Origin of the sequence: Halobacteriovorax sp. BALOs_7 (genome assembly GCF_003612895.1) — a bacterium.
Taxonomy (GTDB): Bacteria; Bdellovibrionota; Bacteriovoracia; order Bacteriovoracales; family Bacteriovoracaceae; genus Halobacteriovorax_A; species Halobacteriovorax_A vibrionivorans.
Genome location: NZ_CP027772.1, coordinates 950,060 through 966,988 on the forward strand (window position 1 = coordinate 950,060; position 16,929 = coordinate 966,988).

Sequence of the window (16,929 nt, forward strand, 5' to 3'; positions counted from 1 at the left end):
CTCATTCTCATTATTTGGATATGTTAAGTATTCAGTATGAAGAAAATTATCCCCGTACTCGCTTTAATTATTTCCTTTAAATCTTTTGCTTCAATTGAAGTTCGTCCAAGTTGTTATCTTTCAGATAATGAAGAAATTCTCTATATGGATATGTTTCCTTGGAATCAAACAAGAGCTGAAATGGAAGAGAATTCTTGGGTCATATATAATTCTGGTAAGCGCATGGATAATCGCGTCTTTTATGAGGATGATAAGTTCCTTATGCCATTTAAGGCAAGTGGTGGAAAAACTCAATATGCTCGTGTTCCAGAGGTCTTTATCAAGAGCTTAGTTTCACAAATTGAATACGCACTAGATAATGACTATGTGGACTTTATCAATTTCTCAGATATGGGCCATAGCCACTTCTTCATTCCAAATGAATTCTATGATGGTGAATTATCGAAATATTCATATGCAAAAGAGAAGGCAAAATTCTTTGAAACTCTAATGAATGAGAAAAGTGTTCTATCTCTTTATCATACCGCAGAACAAATGAAGTTCTTTGAAAAAAGAGGAGATGAATTTCCTCTGGCCGATCGCTATATTCAAAAAAGATTCTATACTCGAAGCTTCGTGGCCAAGAATGATGGATCAAGAAACGGAAAAATTCTCTTCAATCTTGATGCTTCAGGACAGGCGACATCAACTTATCGTCCAGATGAATACCGTTATTGGGGATCTGGAATTTCTTTTAATGCCACTAAGAATGGATGCTTTTCATTTAAGAAGAATGGCCAAGTCTTTTACTTTGATATGAGTGCAGATGATGTTGGCTATAATATGCCAAATGGCTACTAGTAAATAGCAGTTATTGTTCCATTTTATTAATGTAAAATCGCACATTTAGAAGGCACAATTTTTGTCTTTTAGGCAAAGTTAACCTTGTTAACTCATTGATATTTGTTTGTTAATTAAAGAGCGTTAAGATGTCGATAAGCCACTGTAACAACAGGGGATTATGTTGCACGTAAGTCGAAAATTGACATTTTTTCTAGCACTATGTTTAAGCTTAGTATTAAGCTCAAATACGCTTGCGACAAAAATTGGTTACTCTGGTCGACTCGTTCAAGCAGATGGAACTCCAATTTCAGGAACACCTAATCTTCAATTTGATCTCTATTACTCGAACGATCTTGCAACTTCACTTGCAACGCAAACACTTAATTCAGTACCTCTTTCAAATGGAATCTATACTGTTGAGTTAGACTTTCCTTCATTGGCAACTTTAATTGCTAATACACCTGCTAGTGAAACCCTTGTAATACAAGTTCGCGATACAACTAATACGATCACTTTTGATTATCAAAATATTCTAGCAACACCTCTTGCAAGTTACGCAGTAACGGCAGAGTCTATTGCTGATGCGGCCATTACACCACAAAGTTTAGACTTTGTTGCAAGTTGTGCTGATAACCAAATACTAATTAAGAATGGATCTCAATTTGATTGTATAAATCAAACGGCAGCGCTTTCAATTGATTCAACTCTTGTAAATAATGCAGGAACAATTGGACAAGCAACTGTTGGCACGGCAGGAACTTATACTTCTGTTACAGTTGATGCTTATGGGCGTGTTACCGCTGGTTCAAATCCTACTCCAACAATTGGTTCAAGTGAGATTACAGATGGTTCAATTGTTGATGCCGATATTAATTCAGCGGCCAATATATCATGGTCAAAAATTAATGCTCCAACAATTGATAAGACTTATGTCGGACTACAAAATGTTTTAAACGTTGCTCAAATCCCAGCATCAGATCTTGATAACTCGGGAACTCTTGATAGTGCAACACAGGTTCCAAGTGAGCTTGCTGTAAAAGGATACATCGATATTTACGCTGACGCTAAAGTAATTAACTCAATGGCCGGAACAGAAACGACACAAGCTCCTTCTGTTGATTCAGTGAAAAATTATGTAACGGCTCAAACGGGAGCAATTACTTCTTCTCAATGGACGACTTCAGGAAGTGATATTTATTATAGCAGTGGATATATTGGAATTGGGACAACAACTCCCGCAAAACATCTTCATATAAAAGAGAGTACAAATACTCAAGCAATGCTAAGACTTGAATCAAGCCGTGATGCGGTTGGTGCTTCTACTGCTGTTGTGGAGTTCTTGGCCGCAGCATCTCCAGCACCACTCGATAAGAAACATTTTCAAATCATGAATGTAAATGGTACTGCCGAAAATATTCTATCTTTCACTTCTAATGATGATTCCATGACTAGTGCCAATAAGATTTTAAACCTAACTCATTCAGGTAACGTAGGTATTGGGAAGACAAATCCAGCTGAAAAGCTAGAAGTCGATGGTAATATTCAGGTTACAACTGGAAATGATATTTGTATTGCAGGATCAGGTTGTTTATCTAGTGCCGTAACAGGTGGCGGAGAGACCAATACTGCTTCAAGTGCTGGTGGGACTTCTCTTGTTTTAGCAAAGTCTGGAACTGATCTTCCATTTAAAGGTCTAACTTCAACGAGTGGGATTACTCTTACATCAAATGCAAGTGACATTGGAATAGGGCTTGATACAGCAGTTGTTAGAAGTACAGCCTTAGCTACTCCTTTATCTGGATACACAACAGGGGCCGCTTCAAGTGTAGTTGCAACGGATAGTATTCTAGGTGCTTTTGGTAAGGTTCAAGGCCAACTTGATGCTCATGCAACTTCAATTGCAGGAAATTCTATTACAGATTCAGATGATATTACTGAAGGAGCAACAAATTTATACTTCACAGATATTCGTGCAAAAACAGCATCAGTTGTAAACTCAACAGCTGGAAGTGAAATAGATCAAGCTGCATCAGTTTCCGCTATGAAGTCATACGTACTTGCTGAAACAGGTGCAATAAATGAATCACAGTGGATCACGACAGGAAGTGATATCTATTACAATACTGGAAGTGTTGGTATCGGAACTCAAACACCAACGGTTCCACTTGAAGTTACGACAACAACTGGGCCCACAAATGTTTTAGTGAAATCAAATGATGGAGCAGCTAACTTACATTTAGATCGAGCAACTAGTTCAGATCAAGCAAAAGTTCTTCTAAGTACAGCTTCAAGTGCCGATTGGAGCATTGGAATGTATGGTGATAGCTTTCAATTATACGAATTTGGCCACGGTGAAACTGGACGCCGTTTTACGATTGAAGCAGATACTGGAAATGTTGGTATTGGTACAACTTCTCCAACTCAAAAACTAACTGTAGATGGAAATATTAATGTAACAACAGGAAATGATATTTGTATTGATGGATCTGGCTGTTTATCAAGTGCTGTTTCTGGTGGCGGTGAAACAAATACTGCCTCAAGTGCCGGAGGGACTTCACTTGTTCTTCCAAAGTCTGGAACAGATCTACCATTTAAAGGCCTAACATCGACAAGTGATATTGCACTTACGGCAAATGCCAATGATATTCAAATTGGAGTTTCAACATCTAATGGTGCAGGTGAAGTTTTAAGACTTGATGGAAGTGGGCGAGTGCCTGCATCAAATGTAATGGGGACACCATTAACTGGTTACACTGTTGGTGCAAATGCTGTTCTTGCTCCAACCGATACAATTCTTGATGCTTATGGAAAGCTTCAAGCTCAGATTAATGCTAACTACACGGCAATCACTGGCCTAAGTGATACAGATGATCTTTCCGAAGGAGTGACTAATTTATATTTTACAGATGGCCGTGCTCAAACTGCTGCAGTCGTTGATTCAACAGTAGGGAATGAGACAACTCAAGCACCTTCAGTTAGTGCTATTAAAACATATGTTGATGCTCGTGCGACTCAGTGGACGACAGCTGGTAGTGATATTTACTATAACTCTGGAAATGTAGGAATTGGAACAACAAATCCTAAGGATACATTAGATCTATCTGGCGGAGTTCTTAGATTTGATAATAATCCAACCAATCACTTCAAGGCACCTTCAGCTGAAACAACTGAGCCTTTTAGGGTTTTTGTTCAAGATGATCAGGCCAATGCAAATGTCTATGGGACAAATAATAACAGCGCTATCATCTTTGAAAATCAAGATAGTAATAATCCCGTACCAGATGACGGCTTATATTTTATCAACACAGGTAGTGATGATATTCCAAAGATTGCAATGACAATTCAAGGAAATGGTCGAGTAGGAATTGGAACAGCATCACCAACTCAGGCGCTTGATGTTTCTGGAAATATTAAAGGGGCAGCATTCTATGGTGATGGTTCAAACTTAACTGGTGTTGATTCAACATCTTCATCAAATGAAGTTGATAATGTCATCGCTGCAGATAGTGATTCAAATGGAACAGGTGTTATTAATTTTCGAACTGGTGGTACAACAAAGATGACTATTGATAATAGTGGAAATCTAGGTGTTGGAACGAGTACGCCTGAATCAGTTGCTCATATTGCCAATACTAGCGGTCGACTTATCCTAGAGTCAACTGGTGCAAATAATACTTTTGTCACTCTAAGACCAGATAGTGGATCAGCAGATCAAGTTAATTTAGGAGTTAATGATGCAACTGGAGCTTTCTCTATTGCTGGTTCTGGAGGAATTGGAGCTAATGATCTTCTAACTGTCGAAAGTTCTGGGAATGTCGGAATTGGAACAAATACTCCAGTCGGTGATTTTCAAGTTGTAGGCAATGAAGGAAATGTCGTCATTTCAGGTACAGATGGTGAAGGTGATTACTCAAATATTCAATCAAATAATCATGCAAATCTTTTAATTGGTTCCAATTTAAGAATTTCAGATACCGGTGTTGGACATGATCTCGAAGTGAGTCAAACTCATGCTACTATGTCTGGTGCTGGTATTACTATTGGTGGTAACACAACTTCTGGCGACTTTATTGACTCAGGAGTAGTCTCTATTTATTCAACAAAAGGAGCCGCTACTCAAGACGATGATTTCACGGCAGCACCAACGGCCGTTTTTAGACATGGAAAAGTCGGGATTGGTACAACTACACCTACTGCACCATTATTTGTTGAAAGAAATATTGCTGATTACACAACAAGCTTTCCAGAGACAGTTTCTAGAGCAACAATGCTTTTAAAGACTCATGATACGGACTCTACCTTAACCTCTTTTGGGGCCTTTAGTTTAGGTGCTGGTTATCTTCAGAGAACAAATGGTGCAGGTTCAACAGCTTATGATTTCTTCTTAAATCCTTATGGAGGTAACGTCGGGATTGGAACAACAACAGGAGAAGGAAAACTCTCTGTTGGTAATTTCTACCATACTGACTCATATCAAGTAACAGCAAGTAATACGACTTTAGCTGAAGTTACGATTGGTGGGGCGTCTCTTCCAACAACTGGGGTATATTCTGTTCAACTCGTTACTCAGGGGACAGCTACAGATACAGGAGCACTTTATCTTGTTTGGTATGATGAAGGTTCTGCTACATGGAAGACTCGTCTTTCTAGTCGTAATAACGGGACTTCTAATAATCCATATGTTGTTATTGAATCTAATGTTCCTAAGATAAAAACAAGTCATACTAATGATTATAGTATTGCAGTAACAATTCGTAGTGCATCAGGTGAAGCTAATTCTCTTCCTCATACTTGGGGTGGACACTTTCAATGGCAAAGAGATGGAAATAGTCTCTCATACGCAGATGGACAAGTTGCAGTAGGTGGAAACCCTACTTCAGAGGCAGACTTTACTGTAAACCAATCTTTAAGACAGATGAGTTCAAGTGGAGTTGGTGGATTAACTGTAATATCAGGTAATGATCAGGTCGGCCTACAGGTTTTTGATATCGATGGAAGTGCAGGAACCGGTGATGATAAAATTCCATCAGTTTATTGGGGTGATAACCCAACTGATGACCTAGCATTTACAAGATATACAAGTGGTGGAAGTTACACCGAGTATATGAGGCTTACTGGTACAGGGTCACTAGGGATTGGAACGACAAATCCTGGAGCTGATTTACATGTTCACGGGCGAGATAGCGCTGCGGCCTATCCGACAGATACAACAGCTGGAAACCTTGTGCATAAGATAACAAATTCCAATAATGGTGTTGAAATTGGGACAAGTGGGGCCGTAAATGGAAGGCGTGCCTGGATTCTTGCAAGGCACTCTTCAACGAGTACTTATGGAGATTATTTATCAACTCTACACCTTCAGCCAGATGTTGGAACTGATACAAATTATCATGGGGTTGCCATTGGTCTTAGTGCTGGGACGCAATTAACGGCAAATGGTGAGAGATTAGTTGTTAATGGTACTGCTGCAAAACCTGGTGGAGGTTCTTGGGCCACATATTCAGATGAGAGACTGAAGGATCTTACTGGTGAGTATAGTCACGGATTAGATGAGATCATGAATTTAAACACTGTTAAGTATCGCTATAAAGATAATAATGCCCTTGGTATTTTAAATGAAAGAGAGCACTCTGGTTTTATTGCTCAAGATGTTCAAAAAGTAATTCCTGAAGCAGTTAGAAAGACAACTGATGACTTCTTAACTGTTGATAATGACCCAATCTTCTTGGCATTAATTAATGCAACAAAAGAGCAGCAGGAGCAAATTGAAGAAAATAAGCGTATGCAAAAGCTCATGCAAGAAGGCAACTCACGCCGTATTTCTTCTCTTGAAGAGCAAGTGGATGCCCTAAAAGAGGAAAATGAAATTCTTAAGGCCTACCTTTGTGAAAAAGACCCTGATATGCCTCTTTGCCCGAAAAACTAGCCAAATATTATTGTAAAGAACTCTATTTGCGATCGTGATTCTAGGTACCTAGGTGATATTCAACATCAAAGTTGATTGAGCAGTAAAATAGATCTATTGATCATATGTATATATACGTATTTTCAAGTCTCTGTGGAGGGAATTGTGATCCTTTTAAAATTGGCCATTCTTTCAATTGCTCTTCTCTATTCAACTGTCGCTCTAGCACAGGGGAAGATCTCTGATAAAGAGTTAGTGGCCACATTAAAATGTCATGAAGTTCAAAAAACAAGATGCTTAGAAGTACAAGAGTATGGACAAGAGTTTGTTGGACCTCAAATTGATGAGGCTTTGAATGAAGCGCAATTTGTGGATACAACTAGGCCTACCATTCGTGAACTCGTGTGTTGTGAGAAGAGTACGAGTTTAAGGGAGAGTGTGGTTGGCCATATTTTTAATGAAATGCTACCAGATCAAGTTATCATAAGTCTTTTAGGGCAAAAAGTTGTTAAACACACAAGTCCAACATCAAAAGCAAATTGTCGCAATATATCTAGTGTGAATAATGTCTATAACGACGATCGATTTGTTGGCCCTAAAATTCCCGATTATATAAAGAACTCTCAATAGAAATCCTTGCTATCTCTTATAACGAATTTACAGTAGCTTAGATAATAAGCCTCCACCTCATTGTCATTTCTTTGTCAACTTAACTTAACTTCTCTTGCTTTAGACCTCGATGAATAATATGATTAGAGAAGATACCCTATGGGGGTATATGGTTTAAAGAGAGGTACAAGTGAAAAAAGTTAAGTTTATTGTAAGTGGTATTAAATGTGGTGGTTGTGTAAGTAAAGTTGAAGGCGGACTTAAAGATATTTCAGGTATTTCAAGTGTCGATGTTGATGTTGAAAATCAGGAAGTGCTTGTAAGTGGTGAGAGTAACTTTTCAAATATGCAAATCAAGACCACTCTTTCTGGTATCGGTTTCCCTGTTTCAAGTATTAAAAAACTTCAGGCCTAGGAGAGACAAATGCAAAGTGAAAATGTGAATCAACAGGATATAAATATTAAAATCTCAGGCATGCATTGTGCTAGTTGTGCTTCTTCAATTGAGAAAGAAGTTGCAAAGATTGATGGCGTAAAGTCTAGTAGTGTTAACTACGCTGTTGAAAGTGGACACTTTGAATTTGATAATCAGGAGACCTTGAAAAAGATTGAAGATAAAATCGTCGATTTAGGTTATTCAATTCAATCTGATATTGAAGGTGAGCAACAAGAGGATTCTAAACAGACGATTGAAAAAGATAATTTTTATAAGTTCTTGTTTGGGATTATTCTGGCAATCTCTGTTTTCCTCTTTGAGATGGGACCTTTCAAATCTTGGCCTAATCAAAAAGCAAATTGGTATATCCAGCTTCTTTTGACTCTACCTGTATGGGCGTGGATTGGTCTGAAATTTCAACGATCACTTTTTCAATTCTTAACGAGTGGTCGCTCTAATATGAATACGCTCATTGGTTTAGGTACTAGTGCGGCATTTCTCTACAGTGTTTTTATTACTGTCTTTACTGGCCATGCAAGAGAGATGGGATTAACTGTAAGAGTTTATTTTGAAGCAGTAGGATTTATCACTTCTTTTGTCTACTTAGGTCAATATTTTGAGGAAAGAGCAAAGAAGAAAACTAAAGAAGCCTTAAATGACCTATTTAAGTTATCTGCAAAGAAGGCAAATGTTTTAAGAGATGATACTTTTAAAGAAATTGATATTAGTGAAGTTGTTGTAGGAGATATCATAAGAGTTCGTCCAGGTGAGAAATTTGCTGTCGATGGCGTGATTACAAAAGGGAAAAGCTCGATTGATGAATCCATGATCTCAGGAGAGCCAATTCCTGTTAGTAAGACTGTTGATGATGATGTTTTTGCTGGAACAATAAATGACGACAATGTCGTTGAGTATAAGGCAAGTAAAGTTGGTAATGATACTTTTCTTTCTCAGATTATTAGTTTTGTAGAAGATGCTCAGTCGTCAAAGCCAGAGATACAAAAATATGCAGATCGCATAAGTAGTATATTTACTCCTGCAGTTATACTTATTTCAATTATCACATTTATTAGTTGGTACTTCTTAGGTGGAGAACCTAAATGGGGTAATTCAATCTCAAACTTTATTGCTGTTCTTGTTATTGCATGCCCTTGTGCACTTGGACTAGCAACTCCAACGGCCGTTGTTGTTTCAACTGGTCGCGCATCTTTAAAAGGACTTTTAATTGGTGGTGGAGAAGTAATAGAGAAGGCCGTAAAAATTGATACAATTATCTTTGATAAAACAGGAACAATAACTTTTGGAAAGCCTAGTGTTATTGATGAGGTCTACTTAGATAAGAGTGACAGAAAAGAACTACTTACTCATTTAGCTTCTATTGAGCAATTTTCGGAACATCCACTAGCTAAGGCCGTTGTTAACTTTGCTAAAGAAAGTGATATTGAGCTTTCTGAACCAGATAGCTTTGAAGTTATTAAAGGAAAGGGGCTAATCGCTGAAATCGATGATATTGAATACCATATTGGTAATGAAGCATTATTTGATGATGCGAGAATTAAAAGGGACTCTAATCTTGTTTCAAATAAAGTAGGAAGTTTTGTTTTTGTCGCTAAGGATAAGACTCATATCGCAACTCTGATCGTGGGTGATGAAATTAAGCCAAGTGCAAAAGAGGCCATTGATCATTTTAAAAATCTTGGAATCGAAACTTGGATGATTACAGGAGATAACGAGCAAGTTGCAAAAAGTGTAAGTGAAGAAATTGGAATCGACCATTATATTTCTAAGGCATTACCGATTGCAAAGGCCAAACAAGTTGAAAAATTACAGTCCAAGGGGCGAAAAGTTGCAATGATTGGGGATGGAATCAATGACGCCCCAGCTTTAGCTAAAGCTGATCTATCCATGGCCATGGGAACTGGAACAGACGTTGCAATCAGTGCTTCTGATGTTACAATTGTTAAAGGCGATATAGTTAAAGCGGTAGAGTTTATTGAACTTGCTAATGGTACAATGAAAATCATTAAGCAAAATCTCTTCCTATCGATGATTTATAATACATTATTAATACCAGTAGCTGCAGGCGTTCTTGTTCCATTTGGAGGCCCTGCCATGCCACCAGTTCTTGCAAGTATTGCAATGGGACTTAGTAGTATTTCAGTTGTTACAAATAGTTTAAGAATAAGGAAGTTGATATGAGTAAACACCCAGACCATAAGGCGACACTGACTCGAGTAAATCGTATTGAAGGTCAGGTCAGAGGCATTAAGAATATGATCGAGGATGGAAAATACTGTGTTGATATTCTTACACAAATAAAATCAATTCGTAGTGCTTTGAAGGGACTAGAGTTAGTCATTTTAGAGTCTCACCTTAATAGTTGTGTGATAAATGCTCTTAAATCAGGATCTTCTAAAGAATCAGAAGAAAAGATAGATGAAATCATGGAATTACTTAAAAGATCTGCCAAGTCTTAGGAGTTTCAATGTTTAAGTATTTGATCATATTATTGAGTTGCTCAACTTTTGCTTTTACTTTCAATGAAGCAGTAGAAGAACTAAAGAATCACAATAGCCTTCAGGCCATGAAAGGAAGTGCAAAATCTTTACTTGAAAAGTCTCAGAAGCAAGCTTCATGGGGTGATCCAATGTTTAAGATTGCTGCAAAAAATCTTCCTGTGGACTCTCTTAAGTTTGATCAAACGCCAATGTCTGGACTGGAATTTGGAATCGGTCAAAAAATAGCTTTATCTAATAAATATGGAAAAGCCGGTGAAAGTCAAAGCGCACAAGCAAGGTCAATCAACTACAGTGCAATGGATCTCGAACAGGCCTTAACAAAAAGTCTTTGGGCAAATCTTATTGAATATAAAAGGATTAATAACGAATTAGATATATTAAAAGAGAATTTATCTTGGATTTCTAAGATGTTGAAAGTGAGTAAGAAACTCTACTCTAATGGCCGAATTACCCAACAAGCTTTATTAGATATTCAAATAAGAAAGTCTGAAGTTGAAAGTGAAATTAGTAATAAAAACTTTGAAATAAAGCAGAATAAATCTCAGCTTAAGTATCTGGTAGGTAATAAGGCGCTAAATTTTAACTATAAATCAGTGCCATGGAAGCTTCTTGATACAAGTAAAACTGAAGGCCAGGATTTTCGCTTAAGCTCTTTAAAGGAAAATCTAAAGGCAAAAGAATATTCACTAGAACAATCAAAGCTCGCTTATATCCCTGATATTACCGTATCTGTTGGGTATACGATCAGATCTGATGAGGTCGATAATAATGGAGACTTTATTGGTGCACAAATTACATTTCCAATTCCTGTATCAGACGATAAGTCTGGCGCGAAAGGGGAAGCTGTTGCCAATCGATATGTGGCCTTTAAACAATTAGATGATTACAAGTTGAAAAAAAGTCGTGACATTGAAGTTATCAAAGATGATATCGCAAAACTGAATGCAGAATTAAGTATTATATCAAAAAAGTCCGTAAACTTTGCTCAAAATTCCCGCTCAATTACATCGAAGTCATATGGGTTAGGCAATAGTACTTACGTTGAGTTATTACAAAGTGAAATTCGATTACAAAAAATATTATTAAAGAAGGTCGCTTTAGAGTCAAAGCTTTCAATGAGAAAGGTGGACTTAAAGTATACTCTTGGAGAATCTTTATATGAATAAGGTCTTAATTATTGTCTTCTTAGGATTTATCTCTTTTCTTAGTTCTTGTCAGAGTAAGAATGAGGTTGAAACAAGTAAGTCACAAAAAGTTGAAACTTACTATACTTGTTCAATGCACCCTCAAATTAAAGAGGATAAGCCAGGTAAATGTCCTATTTGTCATATGAACTTAACAAAAGTAGAGGTGGAACACGATCACGCCACTGATAAAGAGGCCAAGCTTGAAAAGAAAGAATTATGGGCATGTGAGAACTTTCCTGAAGTTACAAGTGAGAAGGAAGAGGTTTGTCCTTTAGATGGTACACCGATGGTAAAGGTGGACTTGAATAAGCAAGAAGCTGCGACCGTTGTTGGTAAGGTTAAGCTTAGAAAATCTCAACTCGATCACTTCACTCCATCTTTTTTTCCTGTAACGACAATGAAGATGACAAAGAAGATTAGACTTCTTGGGCAAGTTTTAGAGTCAGAAGAAAAGGAAAGTAATATTCCTGCAAGAATTGATGGGCGAGTTGAAAAGGTATATGTGAAGTCGACTGGTAGTTTTGTTAAGGCCGGTGACCCTGTTGTTGATATCTATAGTCCTAAACTAATAACGGGTGGTGAAGAGTATATTCTTGCTAGGAGTACATATCTAAAGAATAGAAGTCGTGAATTTCGTGACCTCTACCATCAAAGTCGTGAGCGTCTTGAGCTATGGGGTATTAAAAAGAAACAATATGAGCAATGGGCCAGAAACGGAAAAATTCCTAAGAATATCACGATCTATTCTCCTGCTACTGGAGTTGTTCAAACTAGAAATGCAACAGTTGGGAAGTATTTCAAAGAGGGGCAGGACTTCTTTAAATTATCAAACCTAAGTGATGTTTGGGTTGAGTTTGATGTTTATGAGCAAGACTCTGCACTAGTGGAAATTGGCCAAAAAGTAGAATTAAATTTTATTGCCCTTCCTGGTGAGACTACTACTGGTGAAATCGATTTTGTTAGTCCTGTACTAGATTCAACATCTCGAACACTTAAAGTTAGGGCAACAATTGAAAATAAGAATGGAAAATTAAAACCTGGGATGGTTGCAAACGCTCAAATAAGTCTTAATTTAGAAGGGATGCCTCTTGTTATTCCACGCTCGGCAGTTATTGATACTGGTAAGAGAAAAGTTGCGTGGGTTAAAGAATCGGATAGAAGTTTTAAATCGATAATTATTAATACAGGTCATGAGTCAGAAGGTTATGTTGAAGTTGTATCAGGACTGAAAGAAGGTGATGAAGTTGTTATTGAGGGCAACTTCCTACTAGATGCACAAGCACAATTATTTGGTGGCTATGAGGATATGAATGATTAAGAGAATTATTGAATTATCCATTCGTAATCGTGTAGCTGTTGTCCTTATATTTATCTTAATTGGACTTCTGTCTATATTTAGTCTCAATACGGCAAGAGTCGATGCTATTCCTGATATTGGAGAAAATCAGCAAATTGTCTTCACTGAATGGGCCGGAAGATCACCAAAAGATATTGAAGAACAGATCACTTATCCATTAAGTATTATGTTACAAGGTATTCCTGGAGTTAAGAATATTCGAGGAACCTCTGCATTTGGCTTTTCTACGATATACGTAATCTTTGATGATGAAATTGACTTTTATTGGTCGAGGTCACGTGTTCTTGAAAAACTTACGTCTGCAAAGAATGAGCTTCCAACTGGTGTGTCTCCTGCAATGGGACCAGATGCAACAGGACTTGGCCAAGTGTATATGTATACATTGGAAAATACTCCTGAGAACTCAAAACCATTATCGTTAGAAGAACTTCGTACTCTACAAGACTTCTATGTTCGCTATCTTCTTCAAAGTGTAAATGGTGTAAGTGAAGTTGCAAGTATTGGTGGCTTTGTTAAAGAGTATCAAATTGATGTGGATCCAAATAAGCTCATTGCATATGATATTCATCTTACTAAAATCATTTCAGCGATTGAGAATAGTAATATTGATGTTGGGGCCGAAGTCATCGAAGATGGAGCTAGAGAGTTTATTGTACGCGGAAAGGGATTTTTTAAATCAATTTCAGACATTGAAAATGTTGTAGTTGATGTAAAAAAAGATACTCCCATAAGAATTAAAGACATGGCCCGAGTTGGAACGGGACCGGCATTTAGACGTGGTGCCCTCGATAAGAACGGACAAGAGTCTGTTGGTGGTATCGTTACGATGCGCTTTGGAGAAAACCCTAAAGAAGTAATTGATAATGTAAAAGAAAAACTTAAAGAAGTTCGCCTTGGTTTACCAAAAGGAGTTGAGCTTAATTCCTTTTATGACCGTACTGAGGTTATTGAGAGAACTATTGGAACTGTCTACAGTGCTCTAGCACAAGAGATTGTTATAACAGTAGTTATTATCCTGCTTTTTTTACTACATTTTAAATCATCTATTTTAGTTTCACTAACACTTCCTTTTGGTGTTGGAATTAGCTTTATTTTAATGAAGTTATTAGGGATTGATTCAAATGTTATGAGTCTTTCAGGTCTCGTTATTGCCATTGGTTCAATGGTGGATATGGGAATTATCATGACTGAAAGTATTTACTCTTCACTTGCTGAAAAAGGAAATAAGCTCACAAAAAATGAAAGAATTGAGATTGTTGTAAGCTCTGCTAGAGAAGTTGGGCCTGCTATCTTAACAGCTGTGGCAACAACAATAATTACATTCTTACCGGTTTTCGGATTAGAAGGTAGTGAAGGCAAGCTCTTTGGTCCACTTGCATGGGCAAAAACTCTAGCAATGTTTGGATCTGTCATTGTTGCTATTATTCTCGTACCAGCATTAAGTGTTTACTTTCTAAAAGGTGATTTAAGGCCAATTGAGAAAAACCCAGTAAGTAAGAAAATAGTCTCAACATATAAACCAGTACTAGATTGGTTTCTTGATAATCGAAAAGTATTTTTTATTTTTCCTGTCATCATTCTAATTCTGGGGGGTTTTGCTCTGACTCAATTAGGTAAGGAATTTATGCCTTCTTTAAATGAGGGAGAGATCCTCTATATGCCAGTAACGACAGCTGATGTTGGTATGACAAAGGCCCGTGAATTACTTGCTTATACTGATCGTGAATTAAAGAAGCACCCTCTTGTAAAAGATGCTTATGGGAAATTAGGGCGAGCTGAAACTGCGCTTGACCCAGCGCCTGTCGCTATGTTTGAAACAGTTGTTAAGCTTATTCCTGAAGATGAATGGCCTAGTGGTACATCCATTTATGATATTATGAATGATCTCGATCAAAAGATTCAGGTTCCAGGACTTGTGAATGCATGGTTATTTCCAATAGAAAACCGTATTTCGATGATTTCCACAGGAATTAAAACACAAATTGGTGTGAAAATATTTGGTGATAATCTCGAGACTCTTGAAAAACTTGGTAATAAAATTGGACGAAAATTAGAAGAGGTGAGAGGTGCAAGTGGTGTTTACGCTCAACAGATCACTGGTAAACCTTATATTGAATTTGATATCGATCGAATCGCTGCAAGTCGTTTTGGTATAAATACTGGAACGATTAATCGAATATTACAAACTGCTATTGGTGGAATGACAATCGGTCAATTCTACGATGGAAGAAAAAGATTTCCGATTCGTGTGCGCTATAAAAAAGAACTAAGGGATCGAATTGATGAACTAAAGAAAGTTTTAGTTCCAAGTCCTCTAGGTCAACATATACCACTTGAGCAGTTGGCAAAAATTGAGATTGTGACTGGTCCTGCTATGATTCAATCTGAAGATGGAATGCTAAAGTCATTGGTATTATTAAATGTTCAAGATAGGGACCTCATAGGCTTTGTGGAAGAGGCAAAAGAAAAAATTGCTAAAGAGGTCGAGCTTCCAAAAGGGTACTCTCTTTCATGGGCCGGACAATATGAAAATCAAGTTCGCTCAAATCAGAGGCTTTTGCTTTTAATTCCGTTGGCCTTACTTATCAACCTACTTATCATCTATATAGGAATTAAGAACTTAAGAAATGCAGGTATCATCTTTAGTGCAATACCTATTGCATTTGCTGGTGGCCTAATTCTTCTATGGATTGGTGGGTTTAATACTTCTGTTGCAGTTTGGGTTGGCTTTATTGCTCTTTTTGGAATTGCTGTAGATGATGGTGTTGTTCTTATGACGTATCTTCAAGAAGAGAATCGAAAAATTAATCCTAAAAACTGGGAAGAATTAAAAGAGGTCATAAGTAATGCAGGCTCACGACGTATTAGACCTCTTATTATGACAACAACTACAACTATTGTGGCCTTACTTCCAATTATGTGGTCAACGAGTACAGGTTCTGAAGTCATGAAGCCTATGGCCATTCCAACATTAGGTGGAATGTTAGTTGAATTAATTACTCTATTCATTGTTCCAATTACATACTCGTACTTTGAAGAAAGACGTATAAAAGAAATCACTCATGGAGAAGAAAATGTTTAAACTAATTACATTATTTTCAGTATTTTTTAATTTTCTAGCATTTGCAGATGTAAGAGAAAGCTTAACATCGGCACAGAAAGAAGAAGTTGTGAATGTTTTAAAGGCCAATGAGAAGCTGCACGCAAGCTTCTTTAAGTATGATGCTAAGAGTGTTGCTGACTCGGCCCAAGAGCTTAAGAATGCAATGAGTAAGGTCTCACATGAAAAGATAAAGAAGTTATTGAAGTTTTCAATGACTAAGCTTGATGAAATAAAAGCTAATAAGACAAAAGATGAGAATGGACAAAATTATCATACGATCTCAATGGCACTTATCTATATTCTTAATACTTATGATGTAGGAAGCGAGTATAACGCTTATTCATGTCCTATGGTTAAGAAGAAGTGGGTACAGAATTCTTCTAAGCAAGAAAAAGTACACAACCCATACGCTGCTAATATGCCTCATTGTGGTAGTAAAGATACAAGCTTCTAATTATTTTAAATAATCAGTAACGGCAGCACCAAATATACTTGGAAAGGCGATAATTACAGTACGTTTAAATGCAAGTATATGGTCTGTCTTTACTGGAAATTTATTAATCAAAAATAAAATCATAACAACACTTAAAGTCGTAATAAAGTAGATGGCAAAAATACGCTTTAAGAACTCAATGACATTTCCCTTAAGCTTAAAACGATAAAAGTTAAAATACACAAAGAACGTTACTGTCGTAATAGATGCGGCAAATAAATAGTAAATATTTTGAAAGGGGAGAGTCTCACTAAGTGTCCAGACCTCTTCTGTGAAACACAGAGGAGAAGCAACAAGAAAGGCCCCAACAAAGATTTGGGTAATATCTCTTAAGCGCAATTCAACCATAAGAGGGTTTATTACATGTCCCATTGGTTTTCCAGAGTCATCAAGGAAAGTGACGACTTCTTTTAAGTAACCGTTGATACGTTTTATTTCTGTGTGGGTATTCTTTAATCCCTTAAATACATTCATAATTAAATTATAAGGTTAAGATAG

At 37.1% G+C, this 16,929-nt stretch carries 11 protein-coding genes; 10 read left to right on the top strand and 1 reads right to left on the bottom strand.

Annotated elements, in window-relative coordinates; genetic code table 11:
- Positions 1-36 precede the first annotated feature (36 nt).
- From BALOs_RS04715 to BALOs_RS04760, 10 genes are all read left to right on the top strand, one after another.
- Positions 37-840: a hypothetical protein gene (locus BALOs_RS04715; protein WP_115360975.1), complete on the top strand. Its 804-nt coding sequence runs from the start codon at positions 37-39 to the stop codon at positions 838-840.
- Positions 841-1,021: 181 nt separating this feature from the next.
- A complete protein-coding gene (locus tag BALOs_RS04720; protein ID WP_158536833.1) occupies positions 1,022-6,748 on the top strand; it encodes a tail fiber domain-containing protein in 5,727 nt (1,908 codons plus the stop codon).
- A gap of 144 nt (positions 6,749-6,892) precedes the next feature.
- A complete protein-coding gene (locus BALOs_RS04725) occupies positions 6,893-7,357 on the top strand; it encodes a hypothetical protein (RefSeq protein WP_115360971.1) in 465 nt (154 codons plus the stop codon).
- Positions 7,358-7,526: 169 nt separating this feature from the next.
- Positions 7,527-7,751: a heavy-metal-associated domain-containing protein gene (locus tag BALOs_RS04730; RefSeq protein WP_115360969.1), complete on the top strand. Its 225-nt coding sequence runs from the start codon at positions 7,527-7,529 to the stop codon at positions 7,749-7,751.
- Positions 7,752-7,760: 9 nt separating this feature from the next.
- Positions 7,761-9,971 (top strand): cation-translocating P-type ATPase, encoded by a 2,211-nt coding sequence (locus BALOs_RS04735; protein WP_120404446.1) that lies wholly within the window; start codon positions 7,761-7,763, stop codon positions 9,969-9,971.
- Complete coding sequence (locus BALOs_RS04740; RefSeq protein WP_115360965.1) at positions 9,968-10,249, top strand: metal-sensitive transcriptional regulator; 282 nt, start codon at positions 9,968-9,970, stop codon at positions 10,247-10,249. Before BALOs_RS04735 ends, BALOs_RS04740 begins: the two co-directional genes overlap by 4 nt.
- Positions 10,250-10,257: 8 nt before the next feature.
- Positions 10,258-11,457 (top strand): TolC family protein, encoded by a 1,200-nt coding sequence (locus BALOs_RS04745; protein WP_120404447.1) that lies wholly within the window; start codon positions 10,258-10,260, stop codon positions 11,455-11,457.
- Positions 11,450-12,796, top strand: coding sequence for an efflux RND transporter periplasmic adaptor subunit (locus BALOs_RS04750; RefSeq protein ID WP_120404448.1), 1,347 nt, complete (start codon positions 11,450-11,452; stop codon positions 12,794-12,796). The genes BALOs_RS04745 and BALOs_RS04750 overlap by 8 nt, the downstream gene beginning before the upstream one ends.
- Positions 12,789-15,917, top strand: coding sequence for an efflux RND transporter permease subunit (locus BALOs_RS04755; protein ID WP_120404449.1), 3,129 nt, complete (start codon positions 12,789-12,791; stop codon positions 15,915-15,917). Before BALOs_RS04750 ends, BALOs_RS04755 begins: the two co-directional genes overlap by 8 nt.
- Positions 15,910-16,392, top strand: coding sequence for a DUF3347 domain-containing protein (locus tag BALOs_RS04760; RefSeq protein ID WP_162929550.1), 483 nt, complete (start codon positions 15,910-15,912; stop codon positions 16,390-16,392). The genes BALOs_RS04755 and BALOs_RS04760 overlap by 8 nt, the downstream gene beginning before the upstream one ends.
- On the opposite strand, the gene BALOs_RS04765 is transcribed toward BALOs_RS04760, so the two are convergent.
- Positions 16,393-16,905 (bottom strand): DUF2391 family protein, encoded by a 513-nt coding sequence (locus BALOs_RS04765; RefSeq protein WP_115360955.1) that lies wholly within the window; start codon positions 16,903-16,905, stop codon positions 16,393-16,395.
- Between the last annotated feature and the right edge of the window lie 24 nt (positions 16,906-16,929).

Excerpts from the sequence above, each read along its gene's own strand:
- BALOs_RS04715 (WP_115360975.1), top strand. The coding sequence starts at position 37 with ATGAAGAAAATTATCCCCGTACTCGCTTTAATTATTTCCTTTAAATCT.
- BALOs_RS04735 (WP_120404446.1), top strand. The coding sequence starts at position 7,761 with ATGCAAAGTGAAAATGTGAATCAACAGGATATAAATATTAAAATCTCA.
- BALOs_RS04740 (WP_115360965.1), top strand. The coding sequence starts at position 9,968 with ATGAGTAAACACCCAGACCATAAGGCGACACTGACTCGAGTAAATCGT.
- BALOs_RS04745 (WP_120404447.1), top strand. The coding sequence starts at position 10,258 with ATGTTTAAGTATTTGATCATATTATTGAGTTGCTCAACTTTTGCTTTT.
- BALOs_RS04750 (WP_120404448.1), top strand. The coding sequence starts at position 11,450 with ATGAATAAGGTCTTAATTATTGTCTTCTTAGGATTTATCTCTTTTCTT.
- BALOs_RS04755 (WP_120404449.1), top strand. The coding sequence starts at position 12,789 with ATGATTAAGAGAATTATTGAATTATCCATTCGTAATCGTGTAGCTGTT.
- BALOs_RS04760 (WP_162929550.1), top strand. The coding sequence starts at position 15,910 with ATGTTTAAACTAATTACATTATTTTCAGTATTTTTTAATTTTCTAGCA.
- BALOs_RS04765 (WP_115360955.1), bottom strand. The coding sequence starts at position 16,905 with ATGAATGTATTTAAGGGATTAAAGAATACCCACACAGAAATAAAACGT.